22 protein-coding genes are annotated in these 21,640 nt (G+C 73.2%); 17 read left to right on the top strand and 5 right to left on the bottom strand.

All coding sequences use genetic code 11. The annotated features are described in order from the left end of the window. Positions 1-38: 38 nt before the first annotated feature. Genes AACH11_RS12730 through AACH11_RS12740 form a run of 3 tightly spaced genes read right to left on the bottom strand, consistent with a single transcriptional unit; the run spans position 39 to position 3,624 of the window. Complete coding sequence (locus AACH11_RS12730; RefSeq protein ID WP_341374613.1) at positions 39-1,733, bottom strand: rhodanese-like domain-containing protein; 1,695 nt, start codon at positions 1,731-1,733, stop codon at positions 39-41. Continuing rightward, positions 1,730-2,404, bottom strand: a complete 675-nt coding sequence (locus AACH11_RS12735; protein ID WP_341374614.1) for a cysteine dioxygenase family protein — start codon at positions 2,402-2,404, stop codon at positions 1,730-1,732. The genes AACH11_RS12730 and AACH11_RS12735 overlap by 4 nt, the downstream gene beginning before the upstream one ends. Further along, positions 2,401-3,624, bottom strand: coding sequence for an acyl-CoA dehydrogenase family protein (locus AACH11_RS12740; protein WP_341374615.1), 1,224 nt, complete (start codon positions 3,622-3,624; stop codon positions 2,401-2,403). Before AACH11_RS12740 ends, AACH11_RS12735 begins: the two co-directional genes overlap by 4 nt. A gap of 181 nt (positions 3,625-3,805) precedes the next feature. On the opposite strand from AACH11_RS12740, the gene AACH11_RS12745 reads away from it, so the two are divergent. The 15 genes from AACH11_RS12745 to AACH11_RS12815 all read left to right on the top strand — a co-directional run bounded on the left by AACH11_RS12745 (position 3,806) and on the right by AACH11_RS12815 (position 18,456). Then, positions 3,806-4,996, top strand: coding sequence for an LLM class flavin-dependent oxidoreductase (locus tag AACH11_RS12745; protein WP_341374616.1), 1,191 nt, complete (start codon positions 3,806-3,808; stop codon positions 4,994-4,996). 5 nt (positions 4,997-5,001) lie between these two features. Next, complete coding sequence (locus AACH11_RS12750) at positions 5,002-5,970, top strand: ABC transporter substrate-binding protein (RefSeq protein WP_341374617.1); 969 nt, start codon at positions 5,002-5,004, stop codon at positions 5,968-5,970. Positions 5,971-5,982: 12 nt separating this feature from the next. Continuing rightward, a complete protein-coding gene (gene ssuC / locus AACH11_RS12755) occupies positions 5,983-6,762 on the top strand; it encodes an aliphatic sulfonate ABC transporter permease SsuC (protein WP_341374618.1) in 780 nt (259 codons plus the stop codon). 137 nt (positions 6,763-6,899) lie between these two features. Next, positions 6,900-7,787, top strand: a complete 888-nt coding sequence (locus AACH11_RS12760; protein WP_341374619.1) for an ATP-binding cassette domain-containing protein — start codon at positions 6,900-6,902, stop codon at positions 7,785-7,787. A 10-nt stretch (positions 7,788-7,797) separates the two neighbouring features. Beyond that, the gene (locus AACH11_RS12765) at positions 7,798-8,472 is read left to right on the top strand and encodes an RBBP9/YdeN family alpha/beta hydrolase (RefSeq protein WP_341374620.1); all 675 of its coding nucleotides are present in this window, start codon (positions 7,798-7,800) and stop codon (positions 8,470-8,472) included. A gap of 175 nt (positions 8,473-8,647) precedes the next feature. Next, positions 8,648-9,535 carry a glycine betaine ABC transporter substrate-binding protein gene (locus tag AACH11_RS12770; RefSeq protein ID WP_341374621.1) on the top strand — a complete coding sequence of 296 codons (888 nt, stop codon included), beginning with the start codon at positions 8,648-8,650 and terminating at the stop codon, positions 9,533-9,535. Between the two features lie 234 nt (positions 9,536-9,769). Further along, the gene (locus tag AACH11_RS12775) at positions 9,770-10,543 is read left to right on the top strand and encodes a GntR family transcriptional regulator (protein WP_341374622.1); all 774 of its coding nucleotides are present in this window, start codon (positions 9,770-9,772) and stop codon (positions 10,541-10,543) included. Between the two features lie 48 nt (positions 10,544-10,591). Beyond that, entirely contained in the window at positions 10,592-11,485 is an 894-nt protein-coding gene (locus AACH11_RS12780; protein ID WP_341374623.1) for a dihydrodipicolinate synthase family protein, read from the top strand. Between the two features lie 20 nt (positions 11,486-11,505). Beyond that, positions 11,506-12,831 carry an NAD(P)/FAD-dependent oxidoreductase gene (locus tag AACH11_RS12785; RefSeq protein ID WP_341374624.1) on the top strand — a complete coding sequence of 442 codons (1,326 nt, stop codon included), beginning with the start codon at positions 11,506-11,508 and terminating at the stop codon, positions 12,829-12,831. A gap of 68 nt (positions 12,832-12,899) precedes the next feature. Then, positions 12,900-13,787: a glycine betaine ABC transporter substrate-binding protein gene (locus AACH11_RS12790; protein WP_341374625.1), complete on the top strand. Its 888-nt coding sequence runs from the start codon at positions 12,900-12,902 to the stop codon at positions 13,785-13,787. 148 nt (positions 13,788-13,935) lie between these two features. After that, positions 13,936-14,844 carry a DMT family transporter gene (locus AACH11_RS12795; protein WP_341374626.1) on the top strand — a complete coding sequence of 303 codons (909 nt, stop codon included), beginning with the start codon at positions 13,936-13,938 and terminating at the stop codon, positions 14,842-14,844. Next, positions 14,844-15,110, top strand: coding sequence for a CBU_0592 family membrane protein (locus AACH11_RS12800; protein ID WP_341374627.1), 267 nt, complete (start codon positions 14,844-14,846; stop codon positions 15,108-15,110). Before AACH11_RS12795 ends, AACH11_RS12800 begins: the two co-directional genes overlap by 1 nt. Positions 15,111-15,165: 55 nt before the next feature. Beyond that, a complete protein-coding gene (locus AACH11_RS12805; RefSeq protein ID WP_341374628.1) occupies positions 15,166-16,218 on the top strand; it encodes a thiamine ABC transporter substrate-binding protein in 1,053 nt (350 codons plus the stop codon). Continuing rightward, the gene (locus AACH11_RS12810; protein WP_341374629.1) at positions 16,194-17,819 is read left to right on the top strand and encodes an ABC transporter permease; all 1,626 of its coding nucleotides are present in this window, start codon (positions 16,194-16,196) and stop codon (positions 17,817-17,819) included. The genes AACH11_RS12805 and AACH11_RS12810 overlap by 25 nt, the downstream gene beginning before the upstream one ends. After that, a complete protein-coding gene (locus AACH11_RS12815) occupies positions 17,812-18,456 on the top strand; it encodes an ABC transporter ATP-binding protein (RefSeq protein ID WP_341374630.1) in 645 nt (214 codons plus the stop codon). The genes AACH11_RS12810 and AACH11_RS12815 overlap by 8 nt, the downstream gene beginning before the upstream one ends. Here the strand turns inward: AACH11_RS12815 and AACH11_RS12820 are convergent. Beyond that, complete coding sequence (locus AACH11_RS12820; RefSeq protein WP_341374631.1) at positions 18,374-19,390, bottom strand: LysR family transcriptional regulator; 1,017 nt, start codon at positions 19,388-19,390, stop codon at positions 18,374-18,376. The two genes, AACH11_RS12815 and AACH11_RS12820, sit on opposite strands and share 83 nt — an antisense overlap. 95 nt (positions 19,391-19,485) lie before the next feature. On the opposite strand from AACH11_RS12820, the gene AACH11_RS12825 reads away from it, so the two are divergent. Both AACH11_RS12825 and AACH11_RS12830 read left to right on the top strand, forming a co-directional pair. After that, the gene (locus tag AACH11_RS12825; protein WP_423228737.1) at positions 19,486-20,112 is read left to right on the top strand and encodes an NADPH-dependent F420 reductase; all 627 of its coding nucleotides are present in this window, start codon (positions 19,486-19,488) and stop codon (positions 20,110-20,112) included. A gap of 12 nt (positions 20,113-20,124) precedes the next feature. Further along, positions 20,125-20,610, top strand: coding sequence for a YybH family protein (locus tag AACH11_RS12830; protein ID WP_341374632.1), 486 nt, complete (start codon positions 20,125-20,127; stop codon positions 20,608-20,610). A 47-nt stretch (positions 20,611-20,657) separates the two neighbouring features. On the opposite strand, the gene AACH11_RS12835 is transcribed toward AACH11_RS12830, so the two are convergent. Continuing rightward, complete coding sequence (locus tag AACH11_RS12835; protein WP_341374633.1) at positions 20,658-21,560, bottom strand: helix-turn-helix domain-containing protein; 903 nt, start codon at positions 21,558-21,560, stop codon at positions 20,658-20,660. Positions 21,561-21,640: the final 80 nt, after the last annotated feature.

Below are 21,640 nucleotides of genomic sequence, written 5' to 3' on the forward strand. Positions count from 1 at the left end.
GGGTGGCCGCGGTGGCCACGGTCGCCACCGCGGCAGGCTCAGCCCAGCGTCGTCGGGTCCAGCACCCGGAAGCCGTGCGTGCCGTCACGCCCCAGCTGGGCGACGAGGCCGAACTCCCAGTCCAGATAGGCCTGCATCGCCTCCCGCGGGGCATCGGTGCCCTCGTAGGGCCGCTGATAACGGTCGATGCGCGGACTCAACAGACGCTGCGCGCCCGCCTCCAGCGCATGGCCGGCCGCGGCCCAGGCCGCATTGCCCCCTTCCAGCACCTGCACCGGCACATCGGTCAGCCGCGCCAGGTCGGCAGCGGCGAACCAGGCCAGCGCCGAGCTGCCGCAGGTCAGCACGATGCGATCGGCCGGCGGGCACCGGCGCGAGACCTGGGCCAGATCGCTGCGCAGCAGCCAGGCGGCGCCCGGCACATGGCCGTGCACATGGCGGGCGCTGGTGGTCAGGTCCAGCACCCGCGGCGGCCGGTCGGAGGCCAGCGTCTGGGCCAGCTCCACGACCGTGATGGCGCTGACGCCGGGGGTGAGCGGCCGCACGGCGGCCGGCGGACGCCAGGCGCCGGTCTCCAGCGGTGCATCGGCATCGGCCTCGGCATCGATCCAGCCCACGGTCCAGCCCATCTGCGCCAGCCAGTGGGCCGTCATCGGCGCGCGCACACCGTCGCGGGCCGGCCCGCCGTCGGCCAGCACGATGCGGGCGCCGCGCACGGGGGCGTGCACGTCCGTCTCCTGCACCAGCTGGCCGCCGGGCGCATGGCCGAAGCCGGGGCGATGGCCGGCGGCGTACTCGTCGGCACCGCGCACGTCCCAGCGGTAGAGGGTCCGGATGCCGGCCTCGGCCTCCCAACGCGCGAGTCCGGCGGCATCGAGCCGCTGCGCGCCGGCCGCCTCGGCCAGCGCGAGCGCCCGCGCACGGGCCGCCTGGTGCTGGGCCTCGGGCACCGCGCCGTCGGGCGCGCGCCGGGTCGCACCGTGGTCCAGCGTCTGGCCGGCCAGGGTCCAGCCGATGGTGCCGTTGCGCAGCGCGGCCACCGGATTGGGCAGACCGGCGTTGATCAGGCTCTGGCTGCCGATCAGGCTGCGCGTGCGGCCGGCGCAGTTGACGATGATGGCCGTGGCCGGATCGGGTGCCAGCTGGCGCGCGCGCAGCGCCAGCTCGCCGCCCGGCACGCTGATGCCGCCGGGGATGCTCATGGTGTGGAACTCGTCGTAGCGGCGGGCATCCAGCACGACGACATCGGCGCCCTCCTGCAGCAGCGCCTGCACCGATTCGGCCGGCAGCGAGGGCGTGGCCACCACGTGCTCGACCAGCTCGCCGAAGGCCTTGCTGGGCACGTTGACGTCGCGGAACAGCTCGCCCCCCGCATCGGACCAGGCCTGCAGACCGTCGAGCGCGGCGTCCTCACGCCCGGCCTGGGCGGCATCGGCCAACAGATGCACCGCCGTGTGGCCGAGGGCCTGCAGCCGCCGCGCGGCCGTCACGGCCAGGCCCTCGCCATGGTCGAAGACGACGATGGGCACGGCACGGCGCGGCAGCCGCCACGGCGCCTCCAGCTCGATGCGGTTGACCGACAGCTGTGCGGCCCACAGCGGATGGGCCTGGGCGTGGGGATGCTCCTCACGCACATCGAGCAGGGCGATCTCGTCGCCGGCCAGCAGGTGGCGGCGCACGTCGGCCGGGTCCATGCGGGGCACGGCGATGTCGGGGTTCAGGATGAGGCTCATGCGGAAAGCTCCAGGGAACGGTCCCACAGATTGGGGACCCAGGGGTTCGAGTAGCCGGAGATGAACGGGCGCCGCGTGCCGTCGGCCTCCCACACCGAGCGGCGCACGGCGCCGATGTTGGCGCCATAGACATGGATGCTGATGGCCGGCACCTCGGTCGAGGCGTTGGCCACCTGGTGCACGTCACCCGTGGCGGGCGACAGCGTGGCCACCTCGCCGGGCCGCAGCGTGCGGGGCGGGCCGTGGGGCTGCAGGCGTCCGTCGGCACCGGGGCGCCAGGCCTGCTCGGTCTCGGCGCCGCGCAGCATGCCGATCAGGCCCCAGACGGTGTGGTCATGCACCGGCGTGCGCTGGCCCGGTCCCCAGACGAAGGCGACGACCGAGCAGCGCTCCAGCGGATCGGCATGCAGCAACACCTGGCGGTAACGCCGGGGATCAGGGGTGGCCAGGCCGTCGGGCAGCCAGTCGTCGTGGGCCACCAGCGCGGCGAGTGCCGGGCGCAGCGTGGCCAGCAAGGCTGCCTCGTCGGCCGCACCGGGCACCGGCGCGGCGGCATGGCGCTCGACCGCACGGGTCAGGGTGGCGATGAAGGTGCGCAGCCGCGCCGTGCTGCGGCCGGGCACGGCTGGCCGCGGGATGTCCGGCACCGCCTCCTGCGTGAGCCGGCTCATCGCGGTGCCCCGGCCAGCAAGGCGCGCCCGGCGGCCACGCAGGCACTGTCATCCTGCGGGGTGTGCACGCGGCCGCACAGCACATCGCGGTGGAAGCGCTGCAGCGGATGCAGGCGCGACAGCCCATGGTTGCCGGACTGGCGCAGGGCCAGCTCCACCGCCTCGATCGCCCGCCGCGTGACATCGACCTTGAGCAGCCCGCTGTCGCTCAGCGGCCAGGGCACGCCGGCATCGGCCGCGGCCGCGGCCGCATCCAGCTGGCGCTGGCTGCCGTGCAGGCGCAGCGCGATCTCGCCGACGGCCTCCTGCACCCGCGGCAGCTCGGCCAGTGGCCGGCCCAGCGCCGAGGGCTGACGGTGGCGCAGGAAATCCAGCAACCAATCCTGGGCGTTGTGCGCGATCGCGTCGTACACGGTGCCCAGCAGCACGGCCGTCCAGCTGGCCTGATCGGCATCGGGCGGGCCGGCGCCATCAGCGGCGGGTCGCAGGTCGATGGCGTGATCGGCCGGCACCGCCACGTCCTGCAGCAGCACATCGTCACTGGCACTGCCGCGCAGACCGAGGTGATCCCAGGTGCGGTCGATGCGCACGCCCGCGGCGTCGGCGGGCACCAGGAAGGTGCCGCAGCGCGGCGGTGTCTCGTCGGTGCGGGCCCAGACCAGCAGCCAGCGCAGGCCGTCGATGCCGGTCGCGTAGCGCTTGTGGCCGTCGATGCGCCAGCCCGCATCGATGCGGCGGGCCACGGTGCCGGGCAGGCCGCCGCGGGCGGGCGTGCCCAGCTCGGGCTCGACACGCAGGTGGTTGATCAGCGCGCCCTCCTCCACCAGGCTGCGCAGCACGCGCTGGCGCGGTTCAGCCGGCCAGCGGTGCTCGTCGCGGCCGAGCGTGCGGGCCACCAGCAGCTGCATCACCAGCACCAGCGCGGTGGCCGGTTCGCCGCGCGCCACGGCGGCCACCAGGCGGCGGGCGTCGGCCAGCGTGGCACCGGCGCCGCCGAAGGCACGCGGCACCGTCAGCGCCAGCAGCCCCTGGTGGCGCAGCAGCGCGAAGGCCTCGTGCGGGAAGCGGCCTTCGGCATCGATGCGCGGCGCCAGCTCGGCCAGTGCATCGGTCAGGGCCTGCAGGCCGGCGGCGTCGGGCAGGCCGGCAGCGGGGTCACGGGCGATGCCCGGCGTTCCGGGGACGGGCCGTGCGGCAGGAGGGGTCAGGGCATGCGTCATGGCAGGTCGGGACAGGAAAGCGGCGATGGCGTGACGCTAGGGCCCGCCGGCCCGCCCGTCCAAGGCCGCGCCCGCGCATCGATAGACGGATTGCGCATTTGGCCGCCGCGGCCCGAGCCGCCAGCATCAAGGCCTGAACACCGGCCGAGCGCCACCCAACACCTGACCGAAGGAGCCTTCCATGAGCCTCGAAATCATCGGCATGATCACCCCGCAGCTGCAGTCGGAGACCCTCGTGGCGAGTGGCCCCGCCATCAACCCCGGCCATGTGCAGCGCGCCGCGCGGGCCCACGAGGACGCCGGCTTCGACCGCATCCTGGTGCCGCAGCACTCGACCGGCCACGATGCCAGCCAGGTGATCGCCTACGCCGCCGCGCACACCGAGCGCGTGGGCTACCTGCTGGCCCATCGCCCGGGCTTCATCGGCCCGGCCTTCGCGGCACGCCAGCTGGCCACGCTGGAGAACTTCGCCGGCGGCCGCCTGGCGGTGCACATCATCTCCGGCGGCTCGGACGAGGAGCAGCGCCGCGACGGCGACTTCCTCGACCACGACCAGCGCTATGCCCGCACCGACGAGTATCTGGAGGTGCTCAAGCGCAGCTGGTCGGCCACCGAGCCGTTCGATCACCACGGCGCCCTCTACCGCTACGAGCGCGCCTACAGCGAGGTCAAGCCGCTGCAGCAGGTGGACGGCCGGCCGCAGATTCCCGTCTTCTTCGGTGGTGCCAGCGATGCGGCCCTGCGCGTGGCCGCCCGCCACGCCGACGCCTACGCGCTGTGGGGCGAGCCGCTGGACGAGACCCGCACGCTGCTGCGCCGGGTGCGGGCGGCAGCCGCGCAGCAGGGCCGGCGGATCCGCTTCTCGGTCTCGTTCCGCGTGATCCTGGGCGAGACCGAGGGCCAGGCCTGGGACCGCGCCGACGCCATCCTGGAGCGCACGCGCACCCTGCGCCAGCTCGCCGGCCAGGGCCGCGGCGGCCCGCTGCAGAGCGTGGGCGCCCAACGCCTGTTGAACGCAGCCTCACGCGGCGAGGTGCTGGACGACCGCCTGTGGACCGCCATCGCCCGCGAGACCGGCGGCCGCAGCAACTCCACCGCCCTGGTCGGCACGCCCGAGCAGGTCGCCAGCGCGCTGGCGAAGTACGTGGACCTGGGGGTGGGCACGCTGCTGATCCGCGGCTTCGATCCGGTGGAAGACGCCATCGACTACGGCCGCGAGCTGATCCCGCGCCTGCGTGCGCTGGCCGCCGAGCGTCTGGCCCACGGCCAGGACCTGCATGACGAGCAGCCCGCGGCCGACACCACCCCCGGCACCCCGCCCGGCACCCCGCCCGCAACCCCTGATCCGCGCGCCACCCTGCAGGCCGCCTGAGCACCATGAACGACCTCACCCGCTTCACCCGCCGCCAGGCGCTGCACGGCGCCGCGGCCGTGATCACCGCCGCGACCGGCGCCGCGCTGGCCGGCGCACCCCGCCTCGTGCACGCGGCCGGCGAGCGCGCCCTGCTGCGCGCCGGCGACCAGAAGGGCGGCCTGCGCGCCCTGCTGGAGACGGCCGGCGCCCTCGACGGCCTGGACTACGACATCGCCTGGACCGAGTTCCCGGCGGCCGCCCCGCTGGCCGAGGCGCTGAACGCCGAGGCCGTGGACCTGGGCCCGATCGGCGACGCCCCCTTGATCTTCGCCCAGGCCCAGGGCGTGCGCATCAAGGCCTACGGCGTCAACCGCAGCGATCCCTATGGCACCGCCGTGCTGGTGCGCGCCGACTCGCCCATCCGCCAGCCGGCCGATCTGAGGGGCCGCAGCGTGGCCACCAACCGCGGCTCCATCGGCCACCACGTGACGCTGCGCACGCTGGCGGCGGCCGGGCTGAAGCCCGATGACATCGACTTCCGCTTCCTCGCCCCGCCCGATGCCAAGCTGGCCCTGGTGGCCGGATCGGTCGATGCCTGGGCCACCTGGGAGCCCTACACCGCGGTGGCCGAGACCATCGACCGCCTGCGCGTGCTGCGCGACGGCCGTGGCCTGTCCTCCGGCCTGAGCTACCTGGCGGCCACCGACCGCGCACTGCGCGACAAGCGGCCGCAACTGGCCGACTTCCGCGCCCGCGTGCAGCGGGCCCAGGCCTGGTCGAACCAGCACATCGACCGTTACGCGGCGACGCTCTCGCGCATCGTCGGCATCCCCGAGCCCGCCGCCCGCCTGGCCTACAGCCGGCGCCGCACCACCTGGATCGCCCTCGACCGCAGCATCGTCGACGAGCAGCAGCGCACCGCCGACTTCTACCTGGCCAGCGGCCTGCTGCCGAAGCGGCTGGAGGTGGCGGGCGGATTCATCACCGTCTGACCGGAGCATCCGATGCAAACGCCTCTGTCTTCCGGCCTCCGCCGCCTGGCCCCCTGGGCCCTGCCCTTGCTGATCCTGGCGCTGTGGGAGCTGGCCTCGCTGCGCGGCTGGCTGTCGTCGCGCGTGCTGCCCGAGCCGCTGGCCGTCGCCCGCGCCGCCTGGGCCCTGGCCGTCAGCGGGGAGCTGGCCCAGCACGTGGCTGTCAGCGCGCAGCGCGCGGCCGCGGGCTTCGCCATCGGCGGCAGCCTGGGCCTGGCCCTCGGCCTGCTGACCGGCACCTTCCGCCATGCGGAGACGCTGCTGGACAGCACGCTGCAGATGATCCGCAACATCCCCGCGCTGGCCCTCATTCCGCTGGTCATCCTGTGGTTCGGCATCGATGAGACGGCCAAGCTGTTCCTGGTCTCGCTCGGGGTCTTCTTCCCGATCTACCTCAACACCTTCCACGGCATCCGCGCGGTGGACCGGGGGCTGATCGAGATGGCGCGCAGCTATGGCCTGTCGGGCTGGGCGCTGTACCGCCAGGTGATCCTGCCCGGGGCCCTGCCCTCCATCCTGGTGGGCGTGCGCTTCAGCCTGGGCCTGATGTGGGTGCTGCTGATCGTCGCCGAGACGATCTCCGCCCAGGCCGGCATCGGCTACCTGACGATGAACGCCCGCGAGTTCCTGCAGACCGACGTGGTGCTGGTCGGCATCCTGCTGTACGCGCTGCTGGGCAAGCTGGCCGACGTGTCGGCCAAGGGCCTGGAGCGCTGGTGGCTGCGCTGGCATCCGGGCTATGCCACGGCCTGAGGCCACCGCCCGCCACCTGATGCGCGCACTGATGCGCGCCCCCGGCCAGCGGCCGCCCTCGCCGCGGCCCCCGATCGCCCCGCGCCCACCGCACCGATGCGGCCGGCTCCGTTCCTCCCCCTGATCCGGAACCCGTGATGACCACCCGACTGCTCGAACTGCCCGCCGGCGCCCTGCCCAGCCACCTGAGGCGCGACGTGCTGCCCGCCGATCCCTTGCCCCGTGGCGCCGCCGGCACCACCCCCCCGCCGGCCGCCGGCCGTGCGCTGCGGCTGCGCGGCCTGGCCAAGCGCTTCGGTGAGCGCACCGTCCTGCACGATCTGGATCTCGACATCGCCCCGGGCGAGTTCGTGGCCGTCGTCGGGCGCAGCGGCTGCGGCAAGAGCACGCTGCTGCGCCTGCTGGCGCGGCTGGAGACGCCGAGCGCCGGCACGCTGCAGGCCGACGGCCGTGCGGTCGCCCCCGATGCCCGCGACGAGGGCCTGCGCCTGATGTTCCAGGACGCCCGTCTGCTGCCCTGGAAGCGCGTGCTGGACAACGTCGCGCTCGGGCTCGGTGCCGACGGGGCCGGGCGGGCCCGCGCGGCCCTGGCCCAGGTCGGCCTGGCCGAACGGGCCGACGACTGGCCGGCGGTGCTGTCCGGCGGCCAGCGCCAGCGCGTGGCGCTGGCCCGCGCCCTGGTGCACCGCCCCCGCCTGCTGCTGCTGGACGAGCCGCTGGGCGCCCTCGATGCCCTGACCCGCATCGAGATGCACCGCCTGATCGAGGATCTGTGGCTGCGCCACGGCTTCACCGCCTTGCTGGTCACGCACGACGTCTCGGAAGCCGTGGCACTGGCCGACCGGGTGCTGCTGATCGAGGACGGCCGCATCGCCCTCGACCAGCGCATCGATCTGCCCCGCCCGCGGGAACAGGGCAGCGCGGCCTTCGCGCGGCTGGAAAAGCAGATCCTCGACCGGGTGCTGCAACGCCCGGCCGCCGGCCAGCCACCCCGGTCGGCCGCGGTGGCCGACCAGCAGCGCTGAGGCACCGGCCATGGGCACGCCGGCACCCGATTGCGGCCCGCCTCCGCTGCGCCTGCTGATCGTGCCCGGCCTGCACGACAGCGAGGCCGCGCACTGGCAGACCTGGCTGCAGCATCTGCACCGCCACGGCCACCGGGTCCGGCAGGACGACTGGGATGCCCCCGACCTGGTGGCCTGGAGCGCGCGCATCGACCGCACGCTGCGCGAGGCGGCCCAGGCCCATCCGGGGGCGGCCTGGGCCGTCGCGGCGCACAGCTTCGGCGTGCTGTCCTTCGTCCATGCGTGGGCGACGGCGCGGCAGGCGCCCACCGCGGACAGCCGGCCGGCGGAACGCCCGGGCTGGCCGGCGATCCGCGGCGTGCTGCTGGTGGCACCGGCCGATCCGCGCACGTTCGGCGTCGAGGCCCTCCTGCCGCGCCAGCCCCTGGCCCGGCGCGCGCTGCTGGTGGGCAGCCAGACCGATCCCTGGATGACGGTCGACCGGGCCCAGCACTGGGCCCGGCTGTGGGGCGCCGAGTTCCACAATCTGGGTGACGCCGGCCACATCAACACCGCCAGCGGCCACGGCCCGCTGCCACTGGCCCGGCGCTGGTTGATGGCGGTCGAGCAGGGGCTGGCGCGCCAGCGACATGCGGGTGGAGGTGCAGGTGTGGGCGAGGGTGAGGGGCTGCCGCGCGGACTCTGAGCGCCACCCCCGACCGGCCCGCGCAGACCCCGGGACAAGCCCGATGTCGCTTTTTTCCGTCAAGGTGTCTATCATTTGTAGACATCAACACGGTTTCGTCATCCGGCCTGCTCCCGGCCCCGTGTCTGTCGCCGCCAGCGCCCGCTGGTCCCCCTCAAGTCCCAGGAGAGTCACCTTGAATCGCAGTTTTCTCAAGTCCTGTGTCCTCGGCGCGACCCTGTCGGTCGTCGCCTTCGGTGCGACCGTCGGCACGGCAGTCGCCGCCGAGCCGCTGAAGATCGCGCACAACAACTGGGCCGACGTGATGGCCACCGTCAGCGTGGCCAAGTACGTGCTGGAGACCAAGCTGAACCAGCCGGTGAAGATGGTCAACGCCGACATCGGCATCCAGTACCAGAGCGTGGCCCGCGGCGATGCCGACGTGATGCTGGGCGGCTGGATGCCGGTGACCCACGGCGCCTACGTGGCCAAGCACAAGGACAAGCTGGTCGACGTCGGCGTGATCTATGCCGGCGGCAAGAACGGCTGGGCGGTGCCCGCCTACGTGCCGGAGTCGGAGGTCTCGTCGATCGCCGATCTGGCCAAGCCCGAGGTCAAGGCCAAGATCAAGAGCATCGTGCAGGGCATCGAGCCGGGCGGCGGTCTGATGCGCGCCTCCGAGGCGACGATCAAGGCCTATGGCCTGGATGCCGCCGGCATCCGCCTGCAGTCGTCGAGCGAGGCCGGCATGCTGGCCGCGCTGCAGCGCGCGCAGTCGGGCAAGGAGTGGATCGTCACCACGGTGTGGAGCCCGCACTGGCTGTTCCAGAAGTGGCCGATGCGCTACCTGAAGGACGCCAAGGGCACGCTGGGCGGTGAGGAGCAGATCCACGCCTACGGCTCGCAGAATCTGGCCACCAATTTCCCGCGCGCCACCACCTTCCTGAAGAACTTCAAGCTGGAGCTCAAGGACGTCGAGCAGCTGCAGGCCGACGCCCAGGCCGCCAACAACGACTACGACGGCGTGGCCAAGAAGTTCGTCGAGGCCAACCCGCAGAAGCTCAAGGCCTGGCTGCAACCGTGATGGCCGGGGAGCCCGGCTCCCCCGTGATCCCGCCTCCGGTCGGCGCCCCGTGCGCCGGCCCCTGCGCCCGCCCGCTGCCGCACGCTCGCCGTGCGGTGGCGCGGCGGGCGCAGCCGTTTGCGCGCCGCGCACGGCCCTTGCCCCATCGGCATCGCCCTCCACAGTCAGTCGACGCACAAAAGACTTGCTGTAGACAATTTGTATAACTAGACTTCAGCCCCAACAGGAACCCCCATGGACCGCGACCCCATCGACACGCCCCTGACCGAGCTGCCCGTCGGCGCCGACCGCAAGACGGCGCTGCTGGAATCGCTGCGGCGTCGCATCCTGTGCCTGCACCTGAAGCCGGGCACGCTGCTCGACGAGACCGAGCTGGGCCGCGAGTTCGGCCTGTCGCGCTCGCCGGTGCGCGAGCTGCTGCGCCAGATGGCCGCCGAGGGCTATGTCGAGCTGGAGGCCAACCGTGCCCCGCGCGTGGCCGCCCTCAACCACGAGGCGCTGCGCAACTTCTACCTGGCCGCGCCGGTGGTCTACGTGGCCACCACCCGGCTGGCCGCCCTGCACGCGACGGCCGAGGACATCGCCGGCCTCAAGCGCATCCAGGTCGACTTCTGCCGCTCGGTGGCCAACGGCGACATCGACGAACGCGTCTTCAACAACGACCGCTTCCACGACGCCATCGGCCGCATGGGCCGCAACCCCTACTGGCTGCCGACGCTGCACCGCCTGCAGATCGACCACGCCCGCCTGGCCAAGACCTTCTACCAGCCGCACGACCAGCGCATGGTCGAGGAGCTGGCCGAGGCCATCCGCCAGCACGACGAGATGATCGAGGCGATCGAACGCCACGACGCCGACCGCGCCGCCGCCCTGGTGCGCGCCCACCTCGACCTGTCGCGCCAGAACCTGGCCATGTACGTCGCGCCGCCACCCGACGATGCGCTGCTGGATGTGGCGCCCGAGCGACAGGGCCTGAATCCCCCCGGCCGCGGACAGCAGGCGGCCTGAGCGCCGCCTGACCGTCCGGGCCAGCCCCCACCGACCTTCCGCCCCACCATGTCCGCCTTCCCCTTCTCCGGTCTGAACCTCGCGATCACCACCCCCTTCGACGCCGAGGGCCGCATCGACTGGGCGCGCTTCGACGCGTTGATCGAGCGTTATCTGGCCGCCGGGGTCGACGGCCTGGTGCTGAGCTCGGGCACCGGCATGCACGTCTACCTGTCGCAGGAGGAGTCGATGGCGCTGGTGGCCCGCGGCGCGCGCCGCATCGACGGCCGCGCCCGCGTGATCGCCCAGACCTCGGCCCTGCTGGCCGACGACGTGCTGACGCGCGCCCGCCACGCCGCCGACTGCGGCGCCGACGGCATCATGGTGCTGCCGCCCTTCTTCGAGGGCCCGACCGACGACGACGGCATCGTCGCCTTCTATGCCGAGGTGGCGCGCGCGGGCGTGCCGATCATCGGCTACAACGTGCCGCAGGCCGTCGGCGTCGAGATCACGCCCGAGCTGATGCGCCGGCTGTGCGAGATCCCGCCGTTCGCCACCGTCAAGGACAGCAGCGGTGATCTGGCGGCCCAGGCCGCGCTGGTGCGCACCGATCTGCCGGTGATGAACGGCGCCGATCCGCTGGTGCCCTATGCGCTGTATGCCGGCGCGCAAGGCCTGATCTGGGGCGGCGCCAACTTCGCGCCGCGCAGCTGCGTGGCGCTGGTGCGCGCCGCCCGCGACGGCGACTGGACCCGCGTGCGCGCGCTGTGGCGCCCGCTGGAAGCGGTGATGTCGCTCATCTGGCAGGGAGACTACGTGTCGTCCGTCTACGCCGCCGCCGCGATGACCGGGCACGACGCCGGCCAGCCGCGCCGCCCGCTGGCCGCGCTTCCTGCACGCAAGGTCGAGGCGCTGCGCAGCGCGCTCGGCGAGCTGGTGGCCATCGAAAGCCAGGCCGTCTGACGCGCCGCAGGACCGGCCCCATGTACGTCGCCCGCGCGCTTCCTGAATACACCCGCGCCTCCGGCTGGGTGGACCTGCTGCCACCGCGCCGTCCGCAGGACGCGCTGTCCGGCCACGTCACCGCCGACGTGGCCGTCATCGGCGCCGGCTTCGCCGGCCTGGCCGCCGCCCGCACGCTGCAGGAGCAGGATCCGGCACTGCGCATCGTGCTGCTGGAGGCCAGCGAGATCGCGCTCGGTGCGGCCGGCCGCAACTCCGGCTTCGTCATCGACCTGCCGCACGAGGTCTCGTCCGAAGACTACGCCGGCGGCCAGGCCAGCGACACCCGGCGCCAGATCCACCTGAACCGCAGCGCCATCGCGCTGATCGCCCGCATCGCGGCCGAGAACGGCTGCGGCCGCGACGTGTTCGACCCCTGCGGCAAGTACAACATCGCGATGGGCTCCAAAGGGGACCATCACATCACTGCATATGCCAGGCAACTGGACGCCCTCGGCGAGCCCTACCGCCTGCTGGACGCCAAGGCCATCGCCGAGGTGACGGGCACCGACCGCTTCTCGTCGGCCATCCACATGCCCGGCACCGCCATCATCCAGCCCGCGGCCTGGGTGCGGCTGGCGGCCGACAGCCTGGGCCCCGGCGTGCGTCTGCACGAGCGCACGCCGGTGACCGCCTTCGCCCGCCAGGGCGGCGCCTGGCAGCTGACGACGCCGCACGGCCAGGTCACGGCCCCGCGCGTGATCCTGGCCACCAACGGCCATGCACAGAGCTTCGGCCTGTACGCGGGGCAGCTGCTGCACGTCTTCACCTACGCGTCGATGAGCGAGCCCTTCGCGCCGGCGCGCCTGGGCGGCCATCGCAGCTGGGCGGCCACGCCGGCCTTTCCGATGGGCACCACGGTGCGCCGCGTGCAGGGCACGGACGGCGACCGGCTGCTGATCCGCTCGCGCTACACCTACCACGCGCGGCCGAAGATCGGCGAGGCCGACGTCGCGCGCGCCGGCCGCGTGCACGACCGCAAGTTCGCCGCCCGCTTCCCCACGCTGCGCGGCCTGCGCATGGCCCACCGCTGGGGCGGTGCGATGGCGCTGACCTGGAACGGCGTGCCCACCGTCGGCGAGATCGAGCCCGGCCTGTTCAGCGCCTGCACCTGCAACGGCGTGGGCGCCACCAAGGCCACCGCCGCCGGCATCGCCGCGGCCCAGCAGGCCCTCGGCCTGGACACCGAACTGGTCGACACCTTCCGCCGCGCCGCGCCGCCCCGGGCGCTGCCGCCGCAGCCCTGGCTGACGCTCGGCGCGCGGCTGAACCTGCGCTGGCGCGAGTGGCGCGCCGGCATCGAGTGAAGCCCCATCCCTTCTTCCGCAACGGGTCGAGTCCGACCCTCCTCCGCACCCCCACCAAGGAAGTTCCCATGCATCCCTGTACCCGGAGAACCTGGATCCAGACCCTGGCGCTGAGCGCGGCCGCCGGCGCCGCCAGCCCGGCGGCCTTCGCTGCCCAGCCCCTCAAGATGGGCTACATCCACTGGGCCGACGCGATGGCCGTCACCCACGTGGCCAAGGTCGTGCTGGAGACGCGGCTGAACCAGCCGGTGCAGTTCGTCACCACCGACATCGGCATCCAGTACGGCAGCGTGGCCCGTGGTGACATCGACGTCATGCTGTGCGGCTGGCTGCCCACCAGCCATGGCGCCTACGTCGAGAAGCACAAGGCCCGACTCGACGACATCGGCGTGATCTACCGCGGCGGCAGGAACGGCTGGGCAGTGCCGGCCTACGTGCCCGAATCGGAGGTGGCCTCGATCGCCGATCTGGCGCGGCCCGAGGTCAAGGCGAAGTTCAACGGTCTCGTCCAGGGCATCGAGCCCGGCGGCGGGCTGATGCAGGCCTCGGAGCGCACGCTGGCCGCCTACGGTCTGACCGAGGCCGGCTACAAGCTGCAGCCGTCCAGCGAGGCCGGCATGCTGGCCTCGCTCACCCGCGCCTACCCGTCGAAACAATGGGTCGTGGCCACCGTGTGGAGCCCGCACTGGCTGTTCCAGAAGTGGCCGATGCGCTATCTGAAGGACCCCAAGGGCGTGCTCGGCGGCGAGGAGCAGATCCACGCCTTCGGCTCCAAGGCCTTCGCCGGCAAGTTCCCGCGGGCCCATGCCTTCCTGCAGAACTTCAAGATGGAGCTGGCCGACGTCGAGGCGGTGCAGCTGGCCGGCGAGACGGCCAAGAGCTACGAACAGGCCGCCAAGGCCTTCGTCGAGGCCAACCCCGACAAGGTCAAGGCCTGGCTGGCCCCCCGCCCCTGAACACCCGCGCACCGCCGGCGGGCGTCCCTCCCGACGGACGCCCGCCGATCACCCCTTCCTTCCACCGGCCGACGCTGCCCCGCGTCGGACCGGTTGCCCGACGGCCCCGCAAGGCGCCGTCTTTTTGCGTTTTTCCCGTTTGTCCAGCATGAATCACGCTCTTCGTGGCCCCGGTGGCATCGGCTTCGCCGTGGCCGCCGTGGCCTTGTTCGCCGCCTATGACAACGGCACCAAGCTGATCAGCGCCGTGGTGCCGGTGGCCCTCGTCCTGTGGACGCGCTACCTGCTGCAGATCCTGTGGATCCTCGCGCGCCGCCGCGCCCTGGCCGCGGCCGGCGCCTTCCACACACGGCGCAAGGGCCTGCACGTGCTGCGCGCGGCAGTGCTGCTGGCCTGCAACGTGGCCGCCTTCTTCAGCTACAAGCACCTGCCGGTGGCGCCGGTCACGGCCATCGCCATGCTCTCGCCGCTGCTGGTGACGGCGGTCGCCGCACTCGCCTTCGCCGAGCCGGTGACACCGCGCCAGTGGCTGTGGATCGTCGGCGGCCTGGCGGGCGCGCTGATGATCACCCGACCGGACGCCGACAGCCTGAGCCCGCTGCTGCTGCTGCCGCTGGCCTTCCTGCTGACCTACACGGCCTTCCAGACCATCACCAGCCGGCTGACGCGCACCGAATCGCCGGACACCGTGCTGGTGTGGACCAGCGGCATCGGCTTCGCCGCGCTGTCGCTGCTGTTGCCCCTGAGTTGGACGGGCTGGCCCGCCCCGCGCACGCTGGCCATCCTGCTGGCGGCCACGCTGTGCTCGGCCGTTGGCCACCACCTGCTGGTGCTGGCCTACCAGCGCACGGCGGCCTCGCGCGTGACGCCCTTCATCTACCTGCAACTGCCCTTCGCCACGCTCGGCGGCTTCCTGCTGTTCGGCGAGGTGCCCGATGGCTGGAGCGCGGCCGGCGGAGCGCTGATCGCCGCCTGCGGCGTGCTGAGCGCACTCGAAGCCCGGCGCGCGCCGCCAGCGCCGGCCACCGCCGCCGCGGACGGACGGAGGGCCGCCTGATGCACGCCGCCGACCTCATCGGCCTGCTGGGCGTGGCCGCCTACATCAGCGGCTACTTCGCGGTGCAGGTGCTGGGCCATCCGCCCAACGGCCGGCTGGCCATCGCGCTGAACGTGATCGGCCCGATCTGCCTGCTGGTGTCGCTGAGCCAGCAGTTCAACCTCGCGTCGGCGATCGCGCAGACGCTGTGGCTGCTGGTCACGCTGGCGGGCTGGTGGCGCGGCGGGCGCCGCCGGCGTGCCGAGGCGGCCCGGACGGACGGCTGAGGGGCCCGGGGGCGGTCCGTACAATCCGCCGCTCCCGACCGCCTCCCGCCCGACCATGCCGCTGCTGCCCCGCCGAACCCTGCTCTCCCGCTGCCTGGCCCTGGCCGGTGTCAGCCTGCTGACCGCCGGGGCGCCGACGGCGCAGGCCGCCGGCCCCGAGCTGCGCGTGATCACCCACGCCTCCTTCGATCTGCCCAAGCCGCTGCTGGCGCAGTTCGAGCAGGAGGCCGGCGTCAAGCTGGTGCTGATCAAGGCCGGTGATGCCGGCGAGATGGTCAACAAGCTGATCCTGACCCGCGCCAAGCCGCTGGCCGACGTGGTCTACGGTCTGGACAACACGGTGATCGCGCGCGCCGCCCGGCAGCAGGTGATCGAGCCCTATGCGGGCCCGGCCGCCCAGCGCGAGGCCGCCGCCACGCTGGGCTTCGGTGCCGTGCCGGTCGACTACGGCCACGTCACGCTCAACATCGACAAGGCCTGGTTCGCGCAGCACAAGCTCGCACTGCCGAAGACGCTGCAGGACCTGACGCTGCCGGCCTACAAGGGCCTGCTGGTGGTCCAGCATCCGGCCACCTCCAGCCCCGGTCTGGCCTTCCTGTCGGCCACCATCGCCCACCTGGGCGAGGCCGCCGCCTTCGACTGGTGGAAGGCGATGCGCGCCAACGGCGTCAAGGTGGCCAAGGGCTGGACCGAGGCCTACTACACCGACTTCAGCAAGAACGGCGGCAAGCGCCCGATCGTCGTCAGCTACGCCAGCAGCCCGGCGGCCGAGGTCTTCTACAGCAAGACCCCGCTGGGCGAGGCGCCCACCGCCAGCCTGGACATCCCCGGCGCCGTCTTCCGCCAGGTCGAGGGCGTGGCCCTGGTGCGCGGCGGCGGCCAGCGCGAGGCCGCCGGCCGCTTCATCGAGTTCCTGCGCAGCGCGCCGGTGCAGTCGGCGCTGCAGACCACGATGTGGATGCTGCCGGTCGAGCCCAAGGTGGCCCGTGCCGAGCCGATCGCGAAGTTCTCGGTCGACCCGACCCAGTTCAGCAACCCGACGCCCGAGCAACTGGCCACGCAGAGCGCGGGCTGGGTCAAGCAGTGGACGCGGGTGGTGCTGAAGTAACGCGCCGGCTCGGCGGCTGGGCCGTCCGCGGCCTGCCGCTGGCCTTCCTGCTGCTGATGCTGGGCGTGCCGGCGGCCGCGCTGCTGGCGCAGGCTGGCACGCTGGACCCGCTGGCGCTGTGGCAGGACGCGCATCTGCGCGCGCGCCTGGCCTGGTCGCTGGCCCAGGCTGTCCTGACCTGCGCGCTGACGCTGGCCCTCGGCCTGCCGCTGGCCTGGGTGCTGGCGCGGCTGGAGTTTCCGCTGCGCCGCACCTGCCTGCGCCTGGTGATGCTGCCCTTCGTCGTGCCCACGCTGGTGGCCGCGCTCGGCGTGCTGGCGCTGCTGGGGCCGCACGGCAGCGTCAGCGGCGCGCTCGGCCTCGATCTCGAAGGCTCGCCCGCGCTGCTGCTCTACGGCAACGTGTTCTTCAACCTGTGCCTGGTGGTGCGTGCGGGGGTGGACGGGCTGCAGCGCAGCAGCGCCTCCCGCGTGGCCGCCGCCCGCTCGCTGGGCGCCACGCCCTGGCGCGCGTTCTGGCGCGTGGAATGGCCGGCGCTGCAGCCCTGGCTGGCCTCGGCGCTGTGCCTGGTCTTCCTCTACTGCTTCTCGGGCTTCGGCCTGGCCCTGGTGTTGGGCGGCGAGGCCTGGGCCACGGTGGACGTCGAGATCTACCGTCTGGTGGCCTATGAGCTGGCCCTCGACGAGGCCGGCTCGCTGGCGCTGTGGACGCTGGGCTGCACCGCGCTGGTGGCGCTGGCATATGCCGCGATCGAGCAGCGCCTGGCCCGCCCGCTGGGCGCCGACCGCCTGCCACGCCGCGCGCCTCAGGGCACCGCCCAGTGGCTGGCCGTGGCCGGCGCGGTGGCGGTGATCGCGCTGGTGGCGGTGGCGCCGCTGGCCGCGCTGGCCTGGCGCGCGCTGGCGGCCGGCCCTGCCGCCTGGGCCGTGCTGCTGGAGCCCGAGGTGCACGCGGCCATCGGCCGCACGCTGGGCTTCTCGGCCGTGGCCGTGCTGGCCGCGCTGGTGCTGGGCACGCTGCAGGGCCTGGGCGCGCAGCGCTCGGTGCTGCTGCGCGCCAGCGCCTTCCTGCCGCTGGTGGTCTCGCCGGTGATCGTCGCCTTCGGCCTGCTGCTGGCCTGGCCCGAGGCCGCCGCGGGCCTGCCGCTGCTGCTGGCCACCTACACGCTGCTGGCCATGCCCTTCGTCGCCAAGGCCGTGGCCGCCGGCCTGGACGCCCTGCCCGCCAGCCAGGCCCAGGCCGCACGCACGCTGGGCGCCAGCCCCTGGCGCGTGTTCTGGCGCGTGACCTGGCCGCAGCTGCGCCCGGCCCTGCGCCGCGGCGCCGGCTTCGCCGCCGCCACCGCACTCGGCGAGTTTGCCGCCACGCTCTTCCTGTCGCGCCCCGAGTGGGCGACGCTGACACCGCTGATCTACGAACGCCTGGGCCGGCCCGGCCAGGCCAACCTCGATGCCGCGCTGGTGCTGGCCCTGCTGTTGATGGGCCTGTCCGCCCTGGCCCTGAGCCTCATCGACACCCCGGCCCCGGCCGATCCCGACACGGAAACGGGCACCGCGACGGCACCCCTGACCCGCCCACACCGGAGCCCGCGCGATGCTTGAGCTGCGCCAGATCCGCCACCGCTACCGGCACCAGAGCCTGCTGGACGACGTCAGCCTGAGCGTGACACCCGGGCAGACCGTCGCGCTGCTGGGCGCCTCGGGCAGCGGCAAGAGCACGCTGCTGCGCATCGCCGCCGGGCTGGAGACGCCCGACGCCGGCCAGGTGCACTGGGACGGCGCCGACATCACCCGCCTGCCGCCCGAGCGCCGCCACTTCGCGCTGATGTTCCAGGACTTCGCGCTGTTTCCGCACCTGGACCTGCGCGACAACGTCGCCTTCGGCCTCGTCGAACAAGGCATCCGCCGCGCCGAGGCCCGCGCCCAGGCCGAGGCCCTGCTGAGCCGCTTCGGCCTCGGCGGCCGCGCCCGCGAGCGCACCACCCACCTGTCCGGCGGCGAACAGCAGCGCGTGGCCCTGGCCCGCGCGCTGATCACCCGCCCGCGCGCCCTGCTGCTGGACGAACCCTTCAGCGCCCTGGACGCCGAACTGCGCACCCAGCTGCAGCGCGAGTTCAGCACCCGCATCCGCGAGGCCGGCATGGCCGCGGTGCTGGTCACCCACGACGAGGCCGAGGCGCGGGCGATGGCCGAGCGAGGCTGGCGGCTGGAGGGGGGGCGGCTGCGGGCGCTGTGGTGAGCGGCGCTCGGCCGCGCCGCGCTGGCGCACCGGCGGGCGCAGGCACCACGGACTCGCCGAACACCTCGGTCGCGAATTCGATGAAGCTGCGCAACTTGGGCGTCATGCGTCGGTCGGGTGCATGCAGCAGGTGCAGCGGCCGGGTGGGCACGGGATGGTCCGGCAACAGCTCGACTAGGCGACCGCTGGCCAGATCCTCCGCCACCAGCTCGCTGGGCTGCAGCAGCACGCCGAGACCCGCACGCGCCGCCGACAGCAGCGCCTCACCGCTGTCGGCCATCAGGCGGCCCGACACCGCCACGTCCACCCGCCCTTCGGGCGACTGGAACTGCCAGCGCCGCCGCAGCTCGGTGTACGAGAAGCCCAGGCATTCGTGCTGCGCCAGCTCGACCGGGTGGCGGATGGGCGGATGCGCCGCCACATAGGCCGGCGCGGCACACAGCTGCAGCCGATAGGGCGCCAGTCGGCGGGCGATCAGACCGCTGTCGGACAGCTCGCCGACGCGGAACACCACGTCGAAGCCCTCGTCGATCAGGTCGACGGACCGGTTGGTCAGCGAAAGGTCGACCGACACCTCAGGATGGCGCCTCAGGTACTCGGGCAGGCGGCGGGCCAGCGCGTGCGCGCCGAAGGACACCCCGGCATTGACACGCAGGCGACCGCGCGGCGTGTCCAGGCTCTGCGCGGCCACGCCCTCGGCCGCCGCCACCTCGGCCAGGATGATCTTCACCCGCTCGTAGAAGGCCCCGCCGGCCTCGGTCAGGTGCTGGCGCCGCGTCGTGCGGTTGAGCAGGCGCACGCCGAGGTGGGATTCGAGCGCCTGCACGTGCTTGCCCACCGCCTGTGAGGACAGGTTCAAGGCCTCGGCGGCGGCCGAGAACGAGCCCGTCTCCACGGACTTGGCGAACACCGCCATGCTCTGGAATCGGTCCATTTGAAATCTTCAGGTTCAAGTGATGTCGTGACTCATCAATTTATCTCCATTGGGTACCCACCTACAGTGAATGCACCTCAACAAGGAGCACGCACATGAACGTCAGCATCATCGGAACCGGGAACATGGGCGCCGGCCTGGCCCACGCCTTCGCCGCCGCGGGCCACGAGGTCTCGATCGGTGCCCGTGACGCCGCCAAGGCGGCCGCCCTGGCCGAGCAGGTGGGCCGCGGCACGATCGGCGGCGGGCTGCAGGCCGCGGCGCAGCGGGCCGATGTCATCGTCCTGGCCCTGCCCTATGGCGCGGTGGCCGAGGCCCTGGCGCAGATGCCCGATCTGGCCGGCAAGGTGCTGGTCGACATCAGCAACCCCATCACCGCTGATTTCAAGGGTCTGGTGGTCGGCCACACCAGCTCGGCCGCCGAGGAGATCCAGAAGCTGGCCCCGCAGGCCCGCGTGGTCAAGGCCTTCAACACGATCTTCGCGCCGCTGCTGAGCGCCGAAGGCCGCAAGGGCCAGGCGCTGCAGGTGTTCCTGGCCGGGGACGACGACGCGGCCAAGGCCCGCGTGGCCGAGCTGGCACGCTCGGCCGGCTTCGAGCCGGTGGAGGCTGGCGCGCTGTCCAACAGCCGCTTCATCGAGCCCATCGGCGAGATGAACATCCACTTCGGCTTCTTCCTCGGCAAGGGCCCGACGGTGGCACCGGCCTGGGTGCAGATCTGAGGAGCGCCGACCATGTCGATCTCCCGTCATGCCCACCGTGCGATGGCCGCCGCGCTGATGGCCCTGACCGCCGTCCACGGCACGGCACAGGCCGCCGCGCCCACGCCGGAGCAGGCCATCCGCCAGACCCTGACGCGCTACGAGAGCGCACTGCGGGCCGGTGACACGCCCGCGATCGTGAAGCTCTACACCGCCGATGGCGTGCAGATGGCGCCTGACGCGCCGGCGGCCGTGGGCCACCGCGCCGTGCAGGCCGCCTACGACGGCACCTTCAAGGCCATCACCCTGGACCTGCGCTTCGACGTCGACGAGCTGCGCCTGCTGGCACCCGATGCCGCCGTGCTGCGCACGCATTCGGCCGGCACCGTCCAGGTGAACGGCAGGCCGCAGACCGCCGGCCCGGCCGCCTTCAAGGAGCTGTTCCTGCTGAAGCGCCAGGCCGATGGGCAGTGGCTGTTCACGCACTACAGCTTCTCGACCGCGCCCGTGCAGCCCTGAGTCGCGCCTGATCCACCCCGGACGTCGGACGGGTGCGGGCGGGCGCGTCACCCCTGGCGCTGCGCCCGCCGGAACTGCTCCGGCGTCACCCCGGCGCAGCGCTTGAAGAACTTCAGGAAGTTGGTCGGCTCCGAGAAGCCGAGCTGCTCGCCGATCGACACCGCCGTGGCCTGGGTGTGGACCAGCAGGCGCTGGGCCTCCAGCGCGACGCGGCGGTCGACCAGCGCCTTGACGCTGAGCCCCAGCGTGCCCTGGCAGGCCCGGCCCAGGGTGCTGACCGAGGTGCCCAACCGCCGCGCCAGATCCGCCACCGACGGCCGGCTCATGACCCGCCGGTCCACCTCCTGCACCAGCCGCCGGCACAACAGATCCTGCGGCGACTGCGTCGGCATCGCCTGCCGCGCGCCCCGCGCCAGGACCAGCAGCAGCGACTGCAGCAGCTCACGCGCCGTGTCGACCGACAGCTCGTCGAGCGTCGGCTGCGCCAGCTCCTCGCGCAGCAGGCCTGCCAGCGTCGCCCAGCGGGCCTGCTCGCGCGCCTGCAGCGTGAAATCGCTGGGCCAGTCCTCCAGCCGTCGTCCGGCGCCTGCGGCCGGCCCGGGACCCGCACGCGGCTGCAGCCACTGCGGCTCGATGAGCAGCACATCGCCGTCGACGTCCGCACCGGGCCGCCACTGCTGCACCGCACCCGGCCGCACGGCCACCACGCGGCCCGGCGCCAGATCCACCGGGCGGAAATCCACCTGATGGGCGCCCTGCCCGCGGTCGACGACCAGCAGCAGGGCGAACTCGACCCGCTCGGGCCGCCGCAGGACCTCGTGCGGCACCCGCCGGTACAGCTCGGCCAGCCGCAGCAGCTCGACGCCGACCCCGGACAGACGCGGGTTGCTGAAGCGCGTCTCACGCAGCCGCGGAGACGGATCGGGGGGCAGGGGCGGTGCGAGCGGCATGGGATCGGTGTCGTCGCCTTCGATGTGAGTGACGTGATTTGACCATCGACTGCCCGGCATCGACCTCGCAGGAATCGAGC

It is taken from the genome of Pseudaquabacterium rugosum (genome assembly GCF_038066575.1).
Lineage (GTDB): Bacteria > Pseudomonadota > Gammaproteobacteria > Burkholderiales > Burkholderiaceae_C > Pseudaquabacterium > Pseudaquabacterium rugosum.